Consider the following 18,814-nt stretch of genomic DNA (forward strand, 5'->3'; position numbering starts at 1 on the left):
GTTGCCTCACCTTTTCATTTTTAATTTGACCTTGTTTCTGGCTTTGACTTGGGTTGGCCGCTTGGCCAACGTGGAAAAGGGAAGTCTTAGAAATGCGTCTTTCCAATCATAGGGCTCGTATGGAGCGATAGGTGATAAATAAGAGGAGCCGACACTTGTCAAGCCGCTTAAGTGAATGACCATATAGGCCAAGCCAAGGGCCAATCCCAGATTCCCCCATAAACCGGCCATAACGATGAGTCCAAATCGGAACAGGCGAAAGGACGCGCTCATGACATAGTTTGGAATGACGAAGGAAGCAATAGCCGAGGAGGCGACGGAGATGATCAGAATATTACTGGTTAATCCCGCTTGAACCGCCGCCTGCCCGATGACGATACCGCCTACGATACCGATCGTTTGTCCAATCTTGGTAGGCAGCCTGGCTCCAGCCTCCCGCAGCAGCTCAATCGTAGTCTCCATAAGCAGCGCTTCAAAAATGGGGGGAAACGGCACTTTGCTTCTGGACTCCGTCAGCGTCAGAATTAGATTCTCCGGAATCATCTCATAGTGGAAAGAGGTAACCGAAACGTAAAGGGCCGTCAGTGTCACCGTGATGATGAGGGCTGCAAACCTCAAGAACAAGGTCGCCGTACCAATGCTCCACCTCTGGTAATAATCGTCGGATGACGAGAAAAATTCAAAAAAGTTGGCGGGCGCGCTGAAAGCGGTGGGACTCCCGTCCATAATACCTACGGTTCGACCGGAAACCAGCTTGGAGGCGATGGTATCCGGCCGCTCAGAGGTTAAAAATTGCGCGAAAATCGAATACGGATTATCGTCAATGCATTGAATCAGCATGTTTGTATCGTGTATGGCGTCAATCTCAATATCCTCGATCCGTTTAATGACTTCTTTGACATATCTCTCGTTCGCGATGTCTTGGATATACAGAACATAGATATCCGACTTCGTAACCTCGCCGACGGATAGTTTGATGACCTTGAGATGAGAACTTTGCACTCTCTTCCGGATCAAGGACAGATTCGTATAGGCTTGTTCGGTAAACGCCTCGTGCGGTCCGATAATGATGGATTCCGTTTCGGATTCAGCCACCGTCCGGGATGTCGGGAAAATAACATCGATCATGAAAGCTTGATCTTCATAATAAAAAGCGGCCATACCGCTAAGAATACCTTCCACATAGGTTTTCGAATCCGTTACAAGCTCATACTGGGATTGCTCCGTCAACAAATCGAGCGGGTTTTCGGAATTCAAAATGGGAGGAAGCAGATCCCGTTCCAGCCGATCCTCATTGACCAAATGGCTGAAATACATAACATGAAGGCGCCCATGAAGATAGATCTTATGGACAAAGTCGGCCGAATCGTCAAACTGATCCGCGACATGCTTCAGCGTCAGCGAAACTTCTTCCTGGGGGTTGGGATCCTGTTGATTATATAGCGATGGGCCGGTTTCAGAATGCTCATGAGTGACCACAAAAATAGATTTTAATATCTGTTTCATCCCCACGCGTACTCACCTCGGATTCATGCATAGTCCGTCACAGTGTGTGTATTTTTCAAAGGAATTATCCAACGAATCCCAAGTCAGGAATAAGAAGAGCGTCCGCGGGAATCTTAGGCTCAGGCAAGTCTGCCAATTTCTTGGAGGAGGAATAACATGCTGGGCACCCTTTTATTCGCTAGCATACTGTCGCTCGGGGTTACACCCATTAATGATCAGGCGACTATGGAATCTTCGGAGTTTTCGTTTCAGCAGGCCATTTTTGAAAGCGGTGCCGAGCTTGTAGAGGAGGCGATAAGGGCTTGCGAGAAGCGTTTCGGCAGAGAAATCCAGCTCCCGCCGCAAGTGCCCGCCGTAGCTTTTACGCATCAATATGGTCGTTGTTATGGCACGCATGCCGGACTTGACGAGCATTTGGAGATCCATTATCGAAACGAATTCAAACCCGAGAACGACTACAGGATCGAGTTATATCCCCTTGAGAATAGACAGCAGCTGGAGCACCTATCGTTTCAAGCATTAGAATTGACGGAGCAGACAGCCGCTAAATTCTACAAGGGTCCGTTCAATACGCTGCAGCTGTTGGTTTTTGAAAAGGCGGATTGGCAATATCTCTTAACTACAGCCAATCGAGCTTCCACGGAAATCGGACAGCGTGAACTGACCGAAATTGCGCAGTCTTTGATTCATGCCGTGAACAGAAGAGAGCCTGCCTACGCCAAGTGGGGAACCTTAGCCGTGACCGAAACGAAGCGTAAATATAATATGGACGTCGTGGACTACCTGTATATGGGCAGAACCAAGATATCCAGCGTTTTGGCGGAGGAGAAGTTCAAGCTGTGGCTTAAGAAAGGGAATGTTGAATTCGGCGTGTATGTCACGATTTCATATCATCCGGGAACCGATCAGATTCTATCGATACGTTATGAGGAAATTTAGCTGAAAATAGCAATTGACGGCAGGAATAACGCCATTTTCAGGAAAAAATAGAGGGCGGCTTTGTTGAAAGTGATGTTTTCCTGCTGTTCAGACGCATGTATATGGTGTACCATATTTGGTGGAACTTGCCTCGTTGATTTCTACATTATGCGCCAGTAATAGCGATTTAGGAGTGATTCGCTTTGTCGTTTTTAGTCCTTAAGCTCCTATTTGTTCCCTTGATATCGATTTTTATTATGGTATCGTCGGTTTATCTCGGTTATCACACGTCCATTCCTATGATGCTGCTCACGGCAACTTTGTTGTACGTTTCCGTTGTTTTTGATCGTAAGTACGAATGGCTTCGTTATGTTCATTTTCTGTTTCTTGGGGCGTTTCACTATGTAAGTCAATTAAACTGGTGTATCCTCCTGTATTACATACTGATCATTAATACCATTCATAAAAAGGAACGATTTAAGGAAACGATGCCGCTGTGCTTCCTGATCATTCTTCAGTATTCCTTAATCCGTCTGACTTACGTGCCGTTTACGAAATACAATGTTCTGGTCTCTGTGTTTGATTGTTTGGCTTCCTTTGTGATTGTGATTTCATTCCACTTTGTAAACTTTCTGGAATCGGAGAAGAAGAAATTATATAAGCAGAACGATTACTTAACGTACCATGATGCATTAACCGGTCTTTTGAATTATGACGGGTATTTGAATAAAGTCCAGCAGCTCATTGAGGTGAACAAGCCGTTTCAGCTGGTGCTTCTCGATATCAACAACTTTAAATCGTTAAATGCGAAGGACATTTCCACCGCAAATGAGATACTGATCAGATTCTCGCGTGCTCTGCGGAGATTGTTCCTGAACGATATGCTGGCCGCCTCGCGCTATGCAGGAGACCGCTTCGCCGTACTGCTTCCGGAGCATGTCAACATCGACAGCACCATGTTCAATTTTGAGCATATCGGCGTACAGGTGACGTATAGCATTACTTGCTACCCGCATGAAGCATTAACGTATCAGGAGATCATCAGCACGGCGGAGGACCGGATTTTTCAAATGCGCCGCAATTCCTGGATGAGAAGCCAGGAGGAGATGATCCGAACGGAAAAAATGAAGATGGTGGGGGAGCTCGCTGCCGGAATGGCCCACGAGATACGCAATCCGCTGACTTCGATTAAAGGCTTTATACAGCTTTCCAAAAACCAAAGTTATAATATACAGCCCTGGTATGAGGTTATCATGGGGGAAATCACGCGGGTAGGGGAGCTGACGGCTGAATTTTTACATTTTTCAAAGCCGCATGCCAGCAATATGAGAGTTGAGTCCCTAACGGATTGCATGACGCGCGTTTACTCCTTATGTGAATCCGAAGCGGCCTCGCACGGACATGTGTTTCTGCTCGATTTAAGCGATGAGCCGATCCATATCGTGATGGACCGGGACAAGATCATCCAGGTACTGATCAATCTGATTCGTAATTCCTTCCAGGCGATGGAAAATACCGGTTCCGTTCGAATCTCGCTTAAAGCAGATGAGGGGATGGCCGTTGTTCAGATCGAGGATACTGGCAAAGGAATTGCCGACGAAAATCTAGCCAAAATTTTCGATCCGTTCTATACGACCAAGGAAGAAGGGACGGGGCTCGGGTTGTCCCTGTGTCAGAAAATTGTAGAAGATCATGGCGGAAGAATTACGGTGCATAGCGAACTGGGCATTGGCACAACGTTTACTTTGCGCATCCCGCTAGCCTCGTAAAAATGGATGGTAATATACAAAAAAATAACCTATGATAGGATAGTTGCTTGGCGGTCAAGTAGGATTGCCAGCAGCATATCAACCATGCATCAATGTGTTGCAAGAGAAAGGAAGTATCTGTCAGTATGTCGATTTCCACCAAAGAAACCGGTTCAGCCATGGTCCTGACTCGCGGAAAGAGGCTCCAGTTTGCCTTGATTCTCGGATCCCTCTCGGCATTTGGACCGCTCTCTGTTGACATGTATTTGCCTGCACTGCCTAAACTTTCGGAAAGTTTAGGGTCGCCGGCATCGTTAGCCCAATTAAGCTTAACGGCATTTTTGCTCGGCCTGGCGCTTGGACAACTCGTAGCCGGACCGCTCAGCGATATACGGGGGCGAAAAGCACCGCTGATCATATCCCTGATTATTTATTCGGTAACCTCCTTACTGTGCGCATTTGCACCGACGATTTGGGTTCTGGTTGCGCTTCGATTCGTGCAGGGAGCAAGCGGAGCAGCCGGCATCGTCATATCCAGGGCGGTTGTGCGGGATTTGTACACCGGCTCGGAGCTGACCAAATTTTTCACATTGCTGATGCTGATCAACGGATTGGCTCCAATTATCGCTCCTGTATTCGGAGCCTTTATCCTGAATTTTGTATCTTGGCGCGGCGTATTCGTCGTCCTGTTTCTGATTGGATTGCTGATGCTGCTTGCCGTATGGTTTGGTCTTCCGGAAACGTTGAACAAGGAGAATAGAGCCAGCGGCGGGATCAGGCAAACCTTTCAAACCTTCGGAACGCTGGTTCGGGATCGCGTGTTTATCGGATATGCGCTCTCCCAAGCGTTCGTATCGGCCGCGATGTTCGCGTATATCTCGGGATCGCCCTTCGTGCTGCAGGATATCTTCGGGGTGTCTCCTCAAACGTACAGCCTATTCTTTGCCGTTAACGGGGTTGGTATCGTACTATTCTCCCAAATTACCGGCAGATTGGCTTCCCGCACAGGAGAAACCAAACTTCTGACGACGGGACTTCTTATTGCAGCCTTTGGCGGCACATCGCTGTTTGCCATTACATGGCTTGGCGGCGGACTGTTTCTCATAGCACCGATGCTGTTCCTGATCGTCTCAGCCGTAGGGATGGTTAGCGCAACGACAACATCACTGGCGATGCAGAAGCAGGAAGCCCATACCTCAGGCAGTGCATCCGCATTACTCGGCTTGCTGCCTTTGCTATTAGGCGCCGCTGCCAGCCCTCTTGTCGGGCTTGGAGACGGAACGACGGCAGCTCCTATGGGCACCGTCATCGGGATTGCGGAATTGCTGGCCGTCAGTTCGTTTCTGTTTCTCGTCATGCCTATTAGCCGCAGGAAAGAGACACAAGTCTCTTTATAAAATGGTACTTTTGCAAAGAAGCCCGCACGATGAATGTGCGGGCTTCTTTCTTTTGGGTTAAGAAAACAATTCTGAATGAATTACCTAGAATGCAATCATAATACCAAAGAGATGTGTAAACGGGCAAAGCAGGAAAAACGCACGAAGACGAGGAAAACACAAAGATAAAGCAGGTGAACCCACTTGAAATGGATGTCGGTCATAAGCCTACTGTTCATGCTCCTGCAAGGGACTGAACCGGAGAACGACAATTTAACGATTACCCAGGAAGGCAAAGTCATGGAAAGCGTGAATCGAAGCGAACATGCGCTTGATGTGTTCCCGCTGCTGGATATGGACAAATACGATCAATGGGTGGATAAACTTGATCGCAAGACCTATATGGAAGCCCGAAATGCCAAGATTGGCAGCAGCGGACAGATAATTCCTGGTCAGAACGGCCATCGACTGGACCGACGCAAGCTATTGGAACAATACTACTCGTATTGGTACGGCACAGGGGCTGTTTCCTTCGAAGCGCCGAGGTATCCAATATACCCGAAGGTGGATACCGAGCTTCTGGCTTCCATTCGCGTCAAGCCGATCGGCTACTATGTAACCTATTTTAATTCCAATAACAAAAATCGTTCCCATAACATCGCGTTGGCTGCTCAAGCGATTGACAGCGCAGTCGTATTCCCCGGAGAAACGTTCTCGTTCAATCAGGTCGTCGGCATGAGAACGGTGGATAGGGGGTACAAACGTGCCGGCGTTATCGTAAGAGGCGAATTGTCCGAAGGAGTGGGGGGCGGAATCTGTCAGGTTTCTTCGACTCTGTATAATGCGATTGACCGTGCAGGTTTGCAGATTGTGAAGCGCTACTCTCACAGCCGGAACGTCCCTTACGTGCTGCCTGGCCGAGACGCTACGGTAAGCTGGGGAGGCCCGGATTTTGTCTTTGAGAACGCCTATAATCAACCCATCCTCATTCGGGCATTCGGGAACGGGGGAAGAATGACCGTAGCCATATACTCTTCGGAACTCATTGAATATAAGCCGCGCAATGTACCGAGCATATCCAACAGCCTGCCGGAGGAGACCAGTGACACCAAGCATAATCCGGTAAGCGGCGGCGATTAATCCGAGATTGGATGAAACGATGCCGGCCGCGGACGGGACGACCTATACCATTGCATGCACAACCACGACACGAGAACGAGATCAACGGCATCGCCGCCGTAATACATCAGCATTCCACCAAGCTTTGCCTGCTCTGAAGGGACGCCGTCGGGCGGATGGGCATATAAGTATTTGGAGAGTATCCCGTGTCCCGCCATGGCAATGATCAGGATGAACGCACGAATCCGAAAGCTTCGACGGTGGGGAACCACATCCACGTACATCAAAGAAACCGTAAATAGATATCCGGCTGCAAACACATGAAAATGAACGGCTATATGAAGAATTAAATTTTGATGCATGGCCGTGAACAACCCGGTGGTATAGAGGGTCCATAATCCGCCGATATTCAACAAGGTTGCCACCAACGGATGTGCGATAAAATGGACGGGCTTGCTCTTAAGCAATCGGCTTATCCTTCTAGCGAACAGCACGCTGATTGACCGAAGCAGAAGCGTCATTGGAGCAGAAAACGCAATCAGCAGGGGCCCGAGCATGCCGAGCAGCAAATGCCCAAGCATATGCACCGGGAAATTCGCAGGGGCAAGCCGGGCCAACGGGCCTGCCAGCGACAAACCTATGCAGGTCAATCCCGCAATCCAGCAAACATAACGATGGGCAGGCCATATGCGGTGGCGTCGATTGGAAACCGCAGCAGCTGTCCAATAGAGCAGAATTAGGCCAGCGAGGAAGAAACTCAAAATCCATTCCCAAGGGTGCCACACAGCAGCGCCTTCGAATATTCCGGCACCATGATGATGAATCGAATGGTTACTCATCTTAGGATGCGGCCTTCCGGGAAGGAACGCGGTTTCGAGTTCGTACAATGAGTATGATGCCAGCGATGATCATGCCGGCAGCAATCAGGTTCCAGACCCAGTCGTAGGGTCTTATATCGACGTAATAACGAATCTGATGCAGTCGCATCCACTTGTGCTGGATGATGCCGTCGTACAGCTGGAAAGCGCCACCGCCTAACAGAATGCCTCCAATCCATCGTTTAGCCCAAAACGCATTCCTTCGGTGCAGATCGGCAATCAGGAACGAGGAGCCGATGGTAGCAAACCAGCTGAACGCGTGAAACAGACCATCAGAGACAAGGCCGATATCGCTCGTAGACTTATCGTAGAAATGATGCCAATGCAGCAATTGGTGAAATACCACCTCATCGATGAATCCGACCAGCCCTAACCCGAACAAGATGCCGGCCCACAGGTTGCGTTCGGCGTAGTTTGAGCGCTGTGTTTGATTTTTATGGGTTTTAGAAGACTTCATTCGTCTCATCCTCTTCCGTTATAAAATTCCGCAGTCCATCGTTTTACAGAGTGATACTTTCTAAGTTTACCCATTATTACCATATCAATAACTTGAACACCGGGTGGATAAAACGAGTGATATATATGTTATTCGCTTCGGTAAATGACTAAAGCTGGTTGTTCATCAGTTTAATAGTTTACATAATGTTTTATATGTTAACCTTATTTAAAATATCCACAAACAAAAGGCGAACCACTTTTAGGGTTCGCCTTTTTACTAGGTGTAAATATATTCTGCTGGTTTTTAAGGACGAAGTGAAATGGGGATTTCCTTCACGCCGCGCACGATCATACCCGGCCTCCATTCCAGCTCGTCGAAATTGCCCTGAAGCTCGAAATCGGGAAAGCGGCGAAGGAGCGTGTTAATCGCGATTTCACCTTCCAGCCTGGCGAGCGGTGCTCCGAGGCAGAGGTGTATTCCCTTGCCGAAGGCTAAGTGCTGGCTCTTCTCCCGGGTGATATCGAACAGATCGGGATCCTCGAATTGTGCGGAATCGCGATTAGCGGAATTTAGGGCGATGACAACCAAGTCGCCTTTTTTCATATGGACGCCGTGAAATTCCAAGTCCTCCGCGGCCCATCGGGAAGTGCTGAATTCAACGGGACCGTTGTAGCGAAGCATTTCCTCAATGGCGCCATGAATCCGTTCCGGTTGTTCCTGCAGTAGCTTCCGCTGCTCGGGATGCTCCAATAATGCAAGCACGCCATTGCCGATCAGGTTCACCGTCGTTTCATGACCGGCTATGATCATCAGGGTAACGACGCCGTATAACTCCTGTTCGGATAAGCGGTCGCCTTGGTTCTCGGCAATGACCAGCTGACTGATCATATCGTCGCCGGGCTGTTCGCGAACCTTGGCGAACCAGTCCCTCAAATAAGCGATGAATTCGTTCATATGCTGGACGACCTGCTCGTTCATTTCCTGATTGGAAGCGCCGATGATGGAATTGGACCATACCCGGAACTTGTCCTGATCCTCGGCAGGTACGCCGAGAATCTCGCTGATTACTATAATGGGAAGCTTAAAGGCATATTCGTCAATAAGATTCATGGTGTCTTTGGAGGAGACGGCATCCAACAGGCCGTCCGCGATCTCTTGAATATGGCTACGCATATCCGCGATTCTCTGCGGCGTGAAACCCTTCTGGACCAATCCGCGAAGCCGTTTGTGATCCGGCGGATCGGAGAACAGCATGTTCGTGCTGAATACGCTGGTCTGTTCCGCGCCCATTGCCTTCGTGACGTCCTTGCTGAACCGGCCATCCTTGAGCGCTTCGACGGCTTCAGCGTAACTGCTGATCAGCCACCCATGACGACCATCCGGAAATTGCAGATTCATAATGGGATCGCTTTGCCTCAATTTCTCGTACACCGGATAAGGATTATGGGTAAATTCCTTGGTAAACAACGCATTTTTCAGAGATTCGTTCACATTCATCGGTATGGTCTCCTCTCGAAAATGATAGTTTCTTATCCAGTATAAGGGATAGCGATAAGGATAACCAATTTACGGTTGAATTGACGACAGTCCCCAGTTCCTTCAATCCATTCGTCGTTCCGGTGTAGCCGTGCATGTTGCCCATAAACAGATCATGTGATTCCCGCATGGTCTGTTTAATTTGCTGGTTTACATGCCACCTGTCGTGGAATCAGGGAGCTCTCTTGTCCAAGCCTTTTTGCAAATTGCCAATCGCATTGTATAAATCATCATTTGCTTAAGAAGAAATCAACATGCCGTTGTATGTTTTGCGAATATCACCCCAGCGGGTCCTCCATTAATCTGAGATAGACACAAACATTCGAAAGGTTGGAGGGTAAGGTCAATGAGAAGAAGAACGCTATCCACGAGTTTGATCATTTTGTTATTAGGCACGATGCTCATGGCTTGTTCGTCCGGAGGCGGCAATGCGGGCGAAACCAATAAGGGAGAGGGAGCTGCGGGAACGAACCCTAGCGGTACAACCGAAGCGGAGGCAGCAACTTATCCGATCCAAACGGATAAGAAGCTTACGTATTGGGGCGAGATTAACGGCAATCTGATCGGGGTCAAAAATTCGCACAGCGAAATTCCGTTTTTTCAAAAATGGCAGGAGAAAACCGGGGTTCCGCTGGAATTCACAGCTCCGCCTACGGGTCAGGTCCGGGAATCCCTGAACGTCATGCTCGCTTCCGGGGATTTGCCGGACATGATTGAGTACAACTTCATTGGAGACTTTCCGGGGGGGCCGGAAAAAGCCATTAATGACGGGTACATCCTCAAGCTGAACGATCTGATCGACAAATATGCGCCCAACTTGAAAAAGTACCTGGAGGAGAACCCGGATATCGACAAAATGGTCAAAACCGACAGCGGCAGCTATTATGTATTCCCGTTCATCCGCGGGGATGAGTACCTTCGCGTCTTCCAGGGACCGATCATCCGCAAGGATTGGCTTGACGAGCTGGGACTTCCGGTTCCGGAAACGATAGATGAGTGGACGACAACCTTACGGGCGTTCAAAGAGAAGAAAGGGGCAGCCGCTCCGTTCTCGGTGGTGAGCAAGCCAAGATTTTTCAACGATTCCGGGAATGGCGCTTTTATTGGAGCGTTCGGCGTGAATCGCGGTTTCTACCAGGAAGACGGGCAGATCAAATTCGGCCCTTCGGAGGCCGGGTTCAAAGAGTATTTGAAACTGTTCCAGGATTGGTACAAGGAAGGACTCATTGACAAAAACATCGCAACAGCCGATACCAAAGCCGTTGATGGAAACATGGCGTCCGGCGCTACCGGGGCTACCGTCGGGAACGCCGGGGGAGGCATCGGGAAGTGGCAGCCGCTGGTAGAGGCAAACGATCCGGATGCGGTCCTAGTAGCAGCCCCGTACCCGGTGCTGAATAAGGGCGACGTGCCGAAATTCGGCCAACGCAACCAAGGCTATGCCTCGGAGGGGACGGTCGCTATCACGACCGCGGCGGAGGATCCGGAGCTTGCCGTTCGCATGCTGGATTACGGCTACAGTGAGGAAGGACATATGTTCTTCAACTTCGGAGAAGAGGGCGTCAGCTACAATCTGGAAGGCGACGATCCGAAATTCACGGATCTGTTAATGAAGAACCCGGATAAACTGGCTCCGGCGCAAGCGATATCGCTGTATGCCCGCAGCAGCTATAACGGACCGTTCGTTCAGGACAAGCGTTACGCGGAGCAGTTCTTTGCCTTGCAAACCCAGCGGGACGCGATTGAAGTGTGGAAGAATACGGATGCAGCCAAATACAGCCTGCCGCCGATTACGCCGACGCCGGAAGAGAGTTCCGAGTACGCAACGATTATGAACGACATCAACACGCTCGTGGACGAGATGACCATCAAGATCATTCTGGGGAACGAATCGGTGGATGAATTCGAAGGCTATGTGGCCAAAATGAAGTCGCTGAATCTCGATCGTGCCATCGAGATTCAGGCCGCAGCGCTGGAGCGTTACAACAACCGGTAAACAATACAAGGGGAGGGCGCTCCTACCCTCCCCATTTGAAACGAGGTGAAACCCTACATCATGAACGATCGTCAGTCCTTCAAGAGCCGGTTCATCCGGGACTTCGTGATGAACAAGTATTTGTACATCATGATGATTCCCGTCATCGGCTATTACCTTATTTTCCATTACGGTCCGATGTACGGCGCGATCATTGCCTTCAAAGACTATTCTCCGATGAAGGGGATTCTGGAAAGCGATTGGGTCGGACTCAAGCACTTCGAGGAATTCTTCAACAGCTATTATTTTCTGCGCGTCTTAAAGAACACCATTCTCATCAGCCTGTATACGCTGGTCTTCGAATTCCCGGCACCGATCATTCTGGCGCTGTTGATCAATGAAGTGCGCAAGAAGAAGTTCAAACGGGTCGTCCAGACGATAACCTATATGCCTTATTTCATATCACTGGTCGTAATCTGCGGCATTATTACGGACTTCACGAACGCCGACGGATTAATCAACCGGCTGTTCATGTTGCTGGGATACGACGGTCAAGCCATGCTGCAAAAGCCGGAGCTGTTCAGGCCCATCTACGTCCTGTCCGAAATATGGCAGCGAATCGGTTGGGAATCCATCATCTATATCGCCGCCTTGATGAGCATCGACTTGGAGCAGTATGAGGCCGCTCGCATGGATGGAGCGAGCCGCATCAAGCAGATGTTTTACATCACGCTTCCAGGTCTCTTGCCCGTCATTACCATCATGTTCATACTTCGGATGGGCAATATGCTGAACGTCGGATTCGAGAAAATCATTCTCCTCTATAATCCGGTCACGTATGAAACGGCTGATGTCATCTCTTCCTTCGTGTACCGCAAGGGATTGCTGGAATTCGGATGGAGCTACAGCTCCGCGGTCGGTTTGTTCAACTCGGTTATCAATCTGGTGCTCCTCATTTCGGCGAATTACATCAGCCGCAGGGTGAGTCAAAACAGCTTATGGTGAGGTGGTAATTTTGAAGAAGGAAAGCGGTTGGTTCGATCGGATATTTAATGTCGTTAATTATACATTTCTGATTTTGCTTGTCATTGCCACGTTGTATCCGCTGCTCTATGTATTGTTTGCGTCATTCAGCGACTCGTCACAGCTGTTGGCCAACAAAGGGTTATTATGGAAACCGGTCGGCTTCAGCCTGGATGCCTACAAGAGCGTCCTTGCGAATCCCGGTATCGGCATCGGCTTTCGGAACACGTTGTTCATCGTGGTGTTCGGCGTCATCGTCAACCTCTTCATGACGGCTCTTGGAGCTTATGTGCTGTCCCGCAAAAACGTGATGTGGAACAAAGTGTTCATGTTCTTTATCGTATTCACGATGTTTTTCGGCGGCGGGCTGATTCCGTTGTATTTAATCGTAAAAGGAGTCGGCCTGCTGGATTCCTTGTGGTCAACGATTCTGCCGTTCGCCATCAGCACGTTCAATCTGATCATCATGCGAACGTCCTTCATGGGCATCCCGGACAGCTTGGAGGAATCGGCCAAGATTGACGGAGCCAATCACTTCACGATTCTGTTCCGAATCATTATTCCGTTATCCATGCCTGTCATTGCCGTGATGATTCTGTATTATGCGGTGGATAAGTGGAACGGCTGGTTCTACGCATCGGTGTTTATCAAGAGCCGCGAGTTGTTTCCGCTTCAATTGGTGCTGCGCGAAATCCTGATCGCCAATTCCACGGAGAGCATGTCGGCCGGCGCATCGGCGGGGGATCGGTTCCAGATCGGGGAAACCATTAAGTATGCAACCATTATGGTAGCTACAATACCGATTCTGTGCATTTACCCGTTCTTGCAGCGATATTTCGTCAAAGGCGTCATGGTCGGATCATTGAAAGGTTAATCCCGTGAATCGTTTAAATCGCATGAAGGGTGAGGAGGTTTAGCATAAATGAATAAGGTAATGGTGAATAGGCAGGAAGTTTGGAACCAGATCAAGAGCAAAACGGATCGAATGATGGAAGCGATCGGGAACAAATCTCCGCACGCAACCGGCGCGAACGGCATCTACGACGACATGAGGCTAGATTGGTGGACATCGGGTTTCTGGCCGGGAATTCTATGGATCGTATACGATATGACCGGCGATGAGAGATACAAGAATGCAGCTTGGGATTGGGATGCACGACTGTCGGAGCGCTTCCTTGAGAATCACTATTTCGACCATGATGTAGGCTTTCAATTCCTGCCGACCGCAGCGATCAAATACAAGCTGACGGGAGATGCGGATGCCGCCCGGCGCGCTTTGTTCGCAGCCAATTTTCTGGCGGGCCGGTTCAATGCCCAAGGCAGTTTCATTCGGGCGTGGAACGGCGATAAGCACGGCTGGTCGATCATCGATACCATGATGAACCTGTCCTTGCTGTTCTGGGCATCGGAGGAAAGCGGCGATCCCCGGTTCGCTCATATCGCAAGAGCCCATGCGGATATGGTGATGAAACAATTCATAAGGGAAGACGGTTCCGTCCATCATATCATCCGGTTTGACCCGGTGACCGGTGAACGAGCAGAAGCCATCGGAGGACAGGGGGCAGCGCCGGATTCCGCTTGGAGTCGGGGTGCGGCATGGGCCCTATACGGTTTAACGAATACGTATAGATATACGGGAGACCCGGCCTATCTGGGAGCCGCGCAGCGCGTCGCTGACTTCTTCATTTCCAGCCTGTCCGACCATGTCGTGCCTCCTTGGGATTTTCGGGCGGGGCAAGAAGGAGAAGAGGAGATTCCACGGGACAGTTCGGCCGGCGCAATCGCCGCATCGGGACTGCTGGAACTTGCGCACGCACTGCATGAACCGGAAGGAGGGCTGTACGGGGCTGCAGCAAGACGCATCTTATCAATGCTGCACGAATGTTACGGAACTTGGAACGACCCTAAGCATGAAGGCATTCTGCGCGAAGGCACCGGCCATAAACCGGCAGGGCAGAACGTGAACGTGTCCCTCATTTACGGCGACTATTTTTACGTGGAAGCTGTTGCGAAATTAAACGGCTGGCAGCATCGAATATTCTAATCACGCATGGCACCTGAATGAATCCCTGCCGGTGAGCATAGGAAGCCCGTTAGGCGTTCGCCGTCTATCCGGGCTATTTGTGCTGTGGCTGTGGCACATCCGATTGACGGATCGTCTTTTTGTCAATCGAATTGAACTTTTTATCTATATGCCAAAGCAAGCTCTTGCCGTATAATAAACACCTGATCTACACACAGACAATATACGAGGATATGGGTGATGAGCTGTTGCTGAGCATTCAATATTTATGGCAGAAACGGGAAAGCATTATCGTGACCTGGCTCGTATCGTACAGTGCCGTTTTGTTTGTCCCGATTCTGATCAGCCTGGTCATTTACGCGCAGGCAAACGATACGCTGAAGAGCGAAATTCATCGGGCTAACGATTCCTTGCTGAAGCAGATGCGATACACCATCGATACGCAGATCGATCTCATGAAGCGGCTCAACATGGAGATGACGTGGAGCCCGACACTTCAAACGCTGATGTATTCCAATCAACCGGCTAAGGAAGCCCCCTATACCGCTTACCAATTGGTCAAGGAGTTTCGCTTATATAAAACGTCTTACGCATCCATCGACGAATTCTATGTGGTGTGGAAAAAAGACAACTCCGTTCTACGTTCAGGCAATATCCGGGATATGAAAACGGCATTCCATACGATACATAATACGGGAGCGCTAGCTTATGACGCATGGAGGGAACGGATCCTCGGCGCGGGAACGAATCAATTTATGCTCCTGCCGCATCTGAATGCGGCTCCGGCCGAATCTTCCATCGCTTACGTTACTCAGCTGCCGCACGATCTGAATGGACAGGAGACCGGAACGGTCGTGGTAATGGCGGATACCGGCCGGTTTCAGGAAGCGATTGAGAGCATATCGGGTTTTAGCGGCGGGACGCTGATGATCCTGAATCAGCACAACGAGATACTGATGAGCAATCGACCGGGATCGGAGGAGATGATGCCCTTTATGGACGGAAGCCGGGTTCTGCTGGATCAATCGAGGGCCGGCGAATCAGAGCTGTTTTACATGGACTCCTCGGTGTCGGATTTGAAGTATGCCTTAATCATCCCCAGCGGATTGTACTGGGAAAAAGCCGTCTATGTCCGAAATTTCACCTATATCAGCATATTGGTAAGCCTGATCGGCGCCGGCGTGCTGACCTGGTTCTTCATGCGTCGGAATTATTCGCCGATCCAGCAGCTCGTGGAATCGTTGAAGGACAAGGGCACGCAGAACGTGCCCGCTGAACGCAACGAGCTTCGGTTTATTCAGAAGGTCATCATGAACACGAGATCGGAGAATAACGAAATTGCCCAGCAGCTGCAAAAACATCAGCATGTGCTCCGGTCCAATATGATCAACCGGCTGTTAAAAGGAAAGCAGGACACGCTGGTTCCTTACGAAGAAGCCTTCCGATCCTTTCAAATGCCGCTCCATTCCAGCGAATTCGCCGTCATTCTGTTCGTGATCGAGAATGAGGAGAATCTGTATGCAAAGCTGCCGGGCATTGATATCAATGAAAGAAATAAATTGATCTACCTCATCATCTCCAACGTTGTGGAGGAGTTATCCCTTCAGCAGGGCCATGCCGGGTACGTAGCCGAAGTAGACGATATGATGGTCTGCCTGGTGAATTTGAAAGCGGATTCTCCCGACAGGCATCACGATTTGCATACCATTGCGGCGGAAGCCCAGCGTTTCTTGGACCGGTATGACATGGAATTGACGGTCTCCATCAGCGGACTACATTCGTCATGGATCGGCATTGCGGAGGCCTATCAAGAAGCCGTCGATGCGATGGAATATAAAATGGTGCTCGGCAAGAAAGGTATCATTACCTATAAAGACATTCGAAGCGATGCATTAGAAGAAGATTCGTTCGGGTACGATTATCCCCTTCAGGTGGAGCAGCAGTTGATTAACTTCATTAAGGCCGGAGACATCGGCCAGGCTAGCGCCTACATGCAAGAGATCACGCAGCGAAATTTCGATAAGCCGGTGATGTCGCTGACGTTGGCGAGATGTCTTATATTTAATCTCGTCGGCACGATGATCAAGACCATGAATGAGCTGGGCGACAGCGAGAACAGTACATTGGCCAACTATTCGCAGCGGATTGACGACATCCTAGCTTGTGACACCATTCAGGAAATGCAGACAGCCTTGCAGGCTCTGCTTGAGGAAGTTTGCGCTTACGCCGCAAAGAAGCGCGTAAACAACGTATCCCAAGAGCGGGAGGACGCCATCCGCCATCTCGTCGAGCAGGTTACGTCATACATTGCGTGCAATTATGATGATGCGAATTTGAACGTCAACGCGATCGGCGAGCATTTTGAACTGAAGGGCAGTTATTTGTCCAAGCTCTTTAAGAATCAAACAGGCGAAGGCCTGCTCGACTGCATTCATAAATGTCGGATCCAACAAGCCAAAGAAATGATCCGGCACAAGCAGGAATCGATCAACGAAATATCCCGCTTGGTCGGTTATAACGATGCGGCGACTTTTATCCGGGTATTCAAGAAATACGAGGGCATTACGCCCGGCAAATACAAAGAGATCCATTAATGAAGGGAGAAGGCATGCGTATGAAGCTGCAGAGAGAATGCTCACGGATAGCATTGATGGTTGTATTCATTGCGCTCACCAGCCTGTTGACGGCATGCGAACAGTCAGGAACGGATTCGGTCGATAAGACCAGTAACCGATCGGCTCCTTCTAAACAGCAAGCGCCCCACATTCCTGCTATGAATGAACAGTTGACATTAACGTACTGGGCAGAGCTGAACGGGAATGCCGCAAGCATCAAGTCCAGCTTCAACGAAGTGCCTTTCTTTCAGGAGTGGCAGCACCGAACCGGAATCAAGCTTCATTTCATCCAGCCGCCGACCAACCAAGCGAAAGAAGCGATCAACGTCCTGCTTACTTCCGGAGAGCTGCCGGACATGATTGAATACGAATGGATCAACTACCCGGGCGGGCCGGAGAAAGCGATCAATGACGGCTATATTTTGCGGCTCAACGACATTATCGATCAATACGCACCCCATCTGAAGCAGTACCTGAACGAGCATCCGGATATCGACATGCAGATCCGGACGGCTAACGGGAGTTATTACGCTTTTCCGTTCATTCAAGGAGACGACGAGCTGCGTACCTACCAAGGCCCGATCATCCGTAAGGATTGGCTGGACGAGCTTGGACTTAAAGTGCCAACGACGATCGACGAATGGCATACGGTCTTGACCGCTTTCAAGGAACGGAAGGGTGCTGAAGCACCGCTGACTTTCCTGGGCGTACCGAATCCGCTGTTCGGCATCGAAGGCGGCGGCTTTATCGGAGCTTACGGTATCAAGAAAGGGTTTTACCACGAGGACGGCAAGATTAAATTCGGAGCCCAAGAACCGGAATATAAGGAATTTCTGACGTTGTTCCGCGATTGGTATGCGGAAGGCCTCATCGATAAAAATCTGGCTGCGGTCGATTCCGAAACGCAGGATATGAGCATGATCATCGGCCGCAGCGGTGCAAGCATATGGAATGCAGGCGCAGGCATCGGCACCTGGCTGCCTATTCTGCAAGGAAACGACCCATCGGCGGAGCTCGTTGCGGCGCCTTATCCTGTCCTGAATAAAGGTGACCGACCGAAATTCGGCCAGCTCGCCCCAGCTATAGGCTCCAGCGGGGGAGTCGCAATCTCCAGCAACAGCCAGCACGTCGAGGAGGCGGCTCGCATGCTGGATTACGGTTATGGGCCGGAGGGTCATTTGCTGTTTAATTTCGGCATCGAGGGAGTCAGTTATGTGATGAAGGACGGCTATCCCGCGTATACCGACACCATCTTGAAGAATCCCGATAAGCTGGCGCCTGCCCAAGCTCTCGCGATGTATACCAGAGCCAGCTACTTCGGCCCGTTTGTGCAAGATACGCGTTACATGGAACAGTACTATAATTTGCCGGAGCAGAAGGAGGCGGTTCGATTATGGTCCAGCACAGATGCGGCGCTGCATAGCTTGCCAACACTGCCCAAAACCGAGAAGGAAAACACGGAGATGTCGGTCATCATGCAGGAAGTGAACAAGGTTGTGGATGAGATGTCGCTGAAGATTATTTTTGGCACGGAACCGGTCGAATCCTTTGATATGTTCGTGGAACAGATGAAGTCGCTCCAAATCGATCGCGCCATACAGATCCAGCAGCAGGCTTTAGATCGCTATAATCAGGCCGTTTCTGCCAGGTAAAGCCCG

Annotated in this window: 14 protein-coding genes; 10 read left to right on the plus strand and 4 right to left on the minus strand. The window is 50.0% G+C overall.

Annotated features, from left to right (window positions below; all coding sequences use genetic code 11):
* Positions 1-6 precede the first annotated feature (6 nt).
* Entirely contained in the window at positions 7-1,506 is a 1,500-nt protein-coding gene (locus M1D70_RS14975; protein ID WP_254664002.1) for a spore germination protein, read from the minus strand.
* Between the two features lie 156 nt (positions 1,507-1,662).
* On the opposite strand from M1D70_RS14975, the gene M1D70_RS14980 reads away from it, so the two are divergent.
* The 4 genes from M1D70_RS14980 to M1D70_RS14995 all read left to right on the plus strand — a co-directional run bounded on the left by M1D70_RS14980 (position 1,663) and on the right by M1D70_RS14995 (position 6,688).
* The gene (locus M1D70_RS14980; protein ID WP_456290326.1) at positions 1,663-2,445 is read left to right on the plus strand and encodes a DUF3889 domain-containing protein; all 783 of its coding nucleotides are present in this window, start codon (positions 1,663-1,665) and stop codon (positions 2,443-2,445) included.
* Between the two features lie 182 nt (positions 2,446-2,627).
* The gene (locus M1D70_RS14985; protein WP_009590274.1) at positions 2,628-4,193 is read left to right on the plus strand and encodes an ATP-binding protein; all 1,566 of its coding nucleotides are present in this window, start codon (positions 2,628-2,630) and stop codon (positions 4,191-4,193) included.
* A gap of 125 nt (positions 4,194-4,318) precedes the next feature.
* Entirely contained in the window at positions 4,319-5,569 is a 1,251-nt protein-coding gene (locus M1D70_RS14990) for a multidrug effflux MFS transporter (protein WP_009590232.1), read from the plus strand.
* 192 nt (positions 5,570-5,761) lie between these two features.
* Entirely contained in the window at positions 5,762-6,688 is a 927-nt protein-coding gene (locus tag M1D70_RS14995; protein WP_456290441.1) for a VanW family protein, read from the plus strand.
* Here M1D70_RS14995 and M1D70_RS15000 read toward each other — a convergent pair.
* From M1D70_RS15000 to M1D70_RS15010, 3 genes are all read right to left on the minus strand, one after another.
* The gene (locus M1D70_RS15000) at positions 6,685-7,506 is read right to left on the minus strand and encodes a cytochrome c oxidase assembly protein (protein ID WP_456290327.1); all 822 of its coding nucleotides are present in this window, start codon (positions 7,504-7,506) and stop codon (positions 6,685-6,687) included. The two genes, M1D70_RS14995 and M1D70_RS15000, sit on opposite strands and share 4 nt — an antisense overlap.
* 1 nt (position 7,507) lies before the next feature.
* A complete protein-coding gene (locus tag M1D70_RS15005) occupies positions 7,508-8,002 on the minus strand; it encodes a DUF2243 domain-containing protein (protein WP_456290328.1) in 495 nt (164 codons plus the stop codon).
* A 285-nt stretch (positions 8,003-8,287) separates the two neighbouring features.
* On the minus strand, positions 8,288-9,481 hold the full coding sequence (locus M1D70_RS15010) for a cytochrome P450 family protein (protein WP_456290329.1): 1,194 nt from the start codon (positions 9,479-9,481) through the stop codon (positions 8,288-8,290).
* A 385-nt stretch (positions 9,482-9,866) separates the two neighbouring features.
* Between M1D70_RS15010 and M1D70_RS15015 the strand changes: the two genes are divergently transcribed.
* From M1D70_RS15015 to M1D70_RS15040, 6 genes are all read left to right on the plus strand, one after another.
* Entirely contained in the window at positions 9,867-11,516 is a 1,650-nt protein-coding gene (locus M1D70_RS15015) for an extracellular solute-binding protein (protein ID WP_456290331.1), read from the plus strand.
* A gap of 60 nt (positions 11,517-11,576) precedes the next feature.
* A complete protein-coding gene (locus M1D70_RS15020; protein WP_456290332.1) occupies positions 11,577-12,500 on the plus strand; it encodes an ABC transporter permease in 924 nt (307 codons plus the stop codon).
* A 10-nt stretch (positions 12,501-12,510) separates the two neighbouring features.
* Positions 12,511-13,392 (plus strand): carbohydrate ABC transporter permease, encoded by an 882-nt coding sequence (locus M1D70_RS15025; protein ID WP_456290333.1) that lies wholly within the window; start codon positions 12,511-12,513, stop codon positions 13,390-13,392.
* Between the two features lie 48 nt (positions 13,393-13,440).
* On the plus strand, positions 13,441-14,562 hold the full coding sequence (locus M1D70_RS15030) for a glycoside hydrolase family 88 protein (protein WP_456290334.1): 1,122 nt from the start codon (positions 13,441-13,443) through the stop codon (positions 14,560-14,562).
* Between the two features lie 212 nt (positions 14,563-14,774).
* Complete coding sequence (locus tag M1D70_RS15035; protein ID WP_456290335.1) at positions 14,775-17,135, plus strand: helix-turn-helix domain-containing protein; 2,361 nt, start codon at positions 14,775-14,777, stop codon at positions 17,133-17,135.
* Positions 17,136-17,155: 20 nt separating this feature from the next.
* Positions 17,156-18,808: an extracellular solute-binding protein gene (locus tag M1D70_RS15040; RefSeq protein WP_456290336.1), complete on the plus strand. Its 1,653-nt coding sequence runs from the start codon at positions 17,156-17,158 to the stop codon at positions 18,806-18,808.
* The last annotated feature ends 6 nt before the right edge of the window (positions 18,809-18,814 follow it).

The sequence above is a fragment of the Paenibacillus sp. AK002 genome, assembly GCF_053903045.1.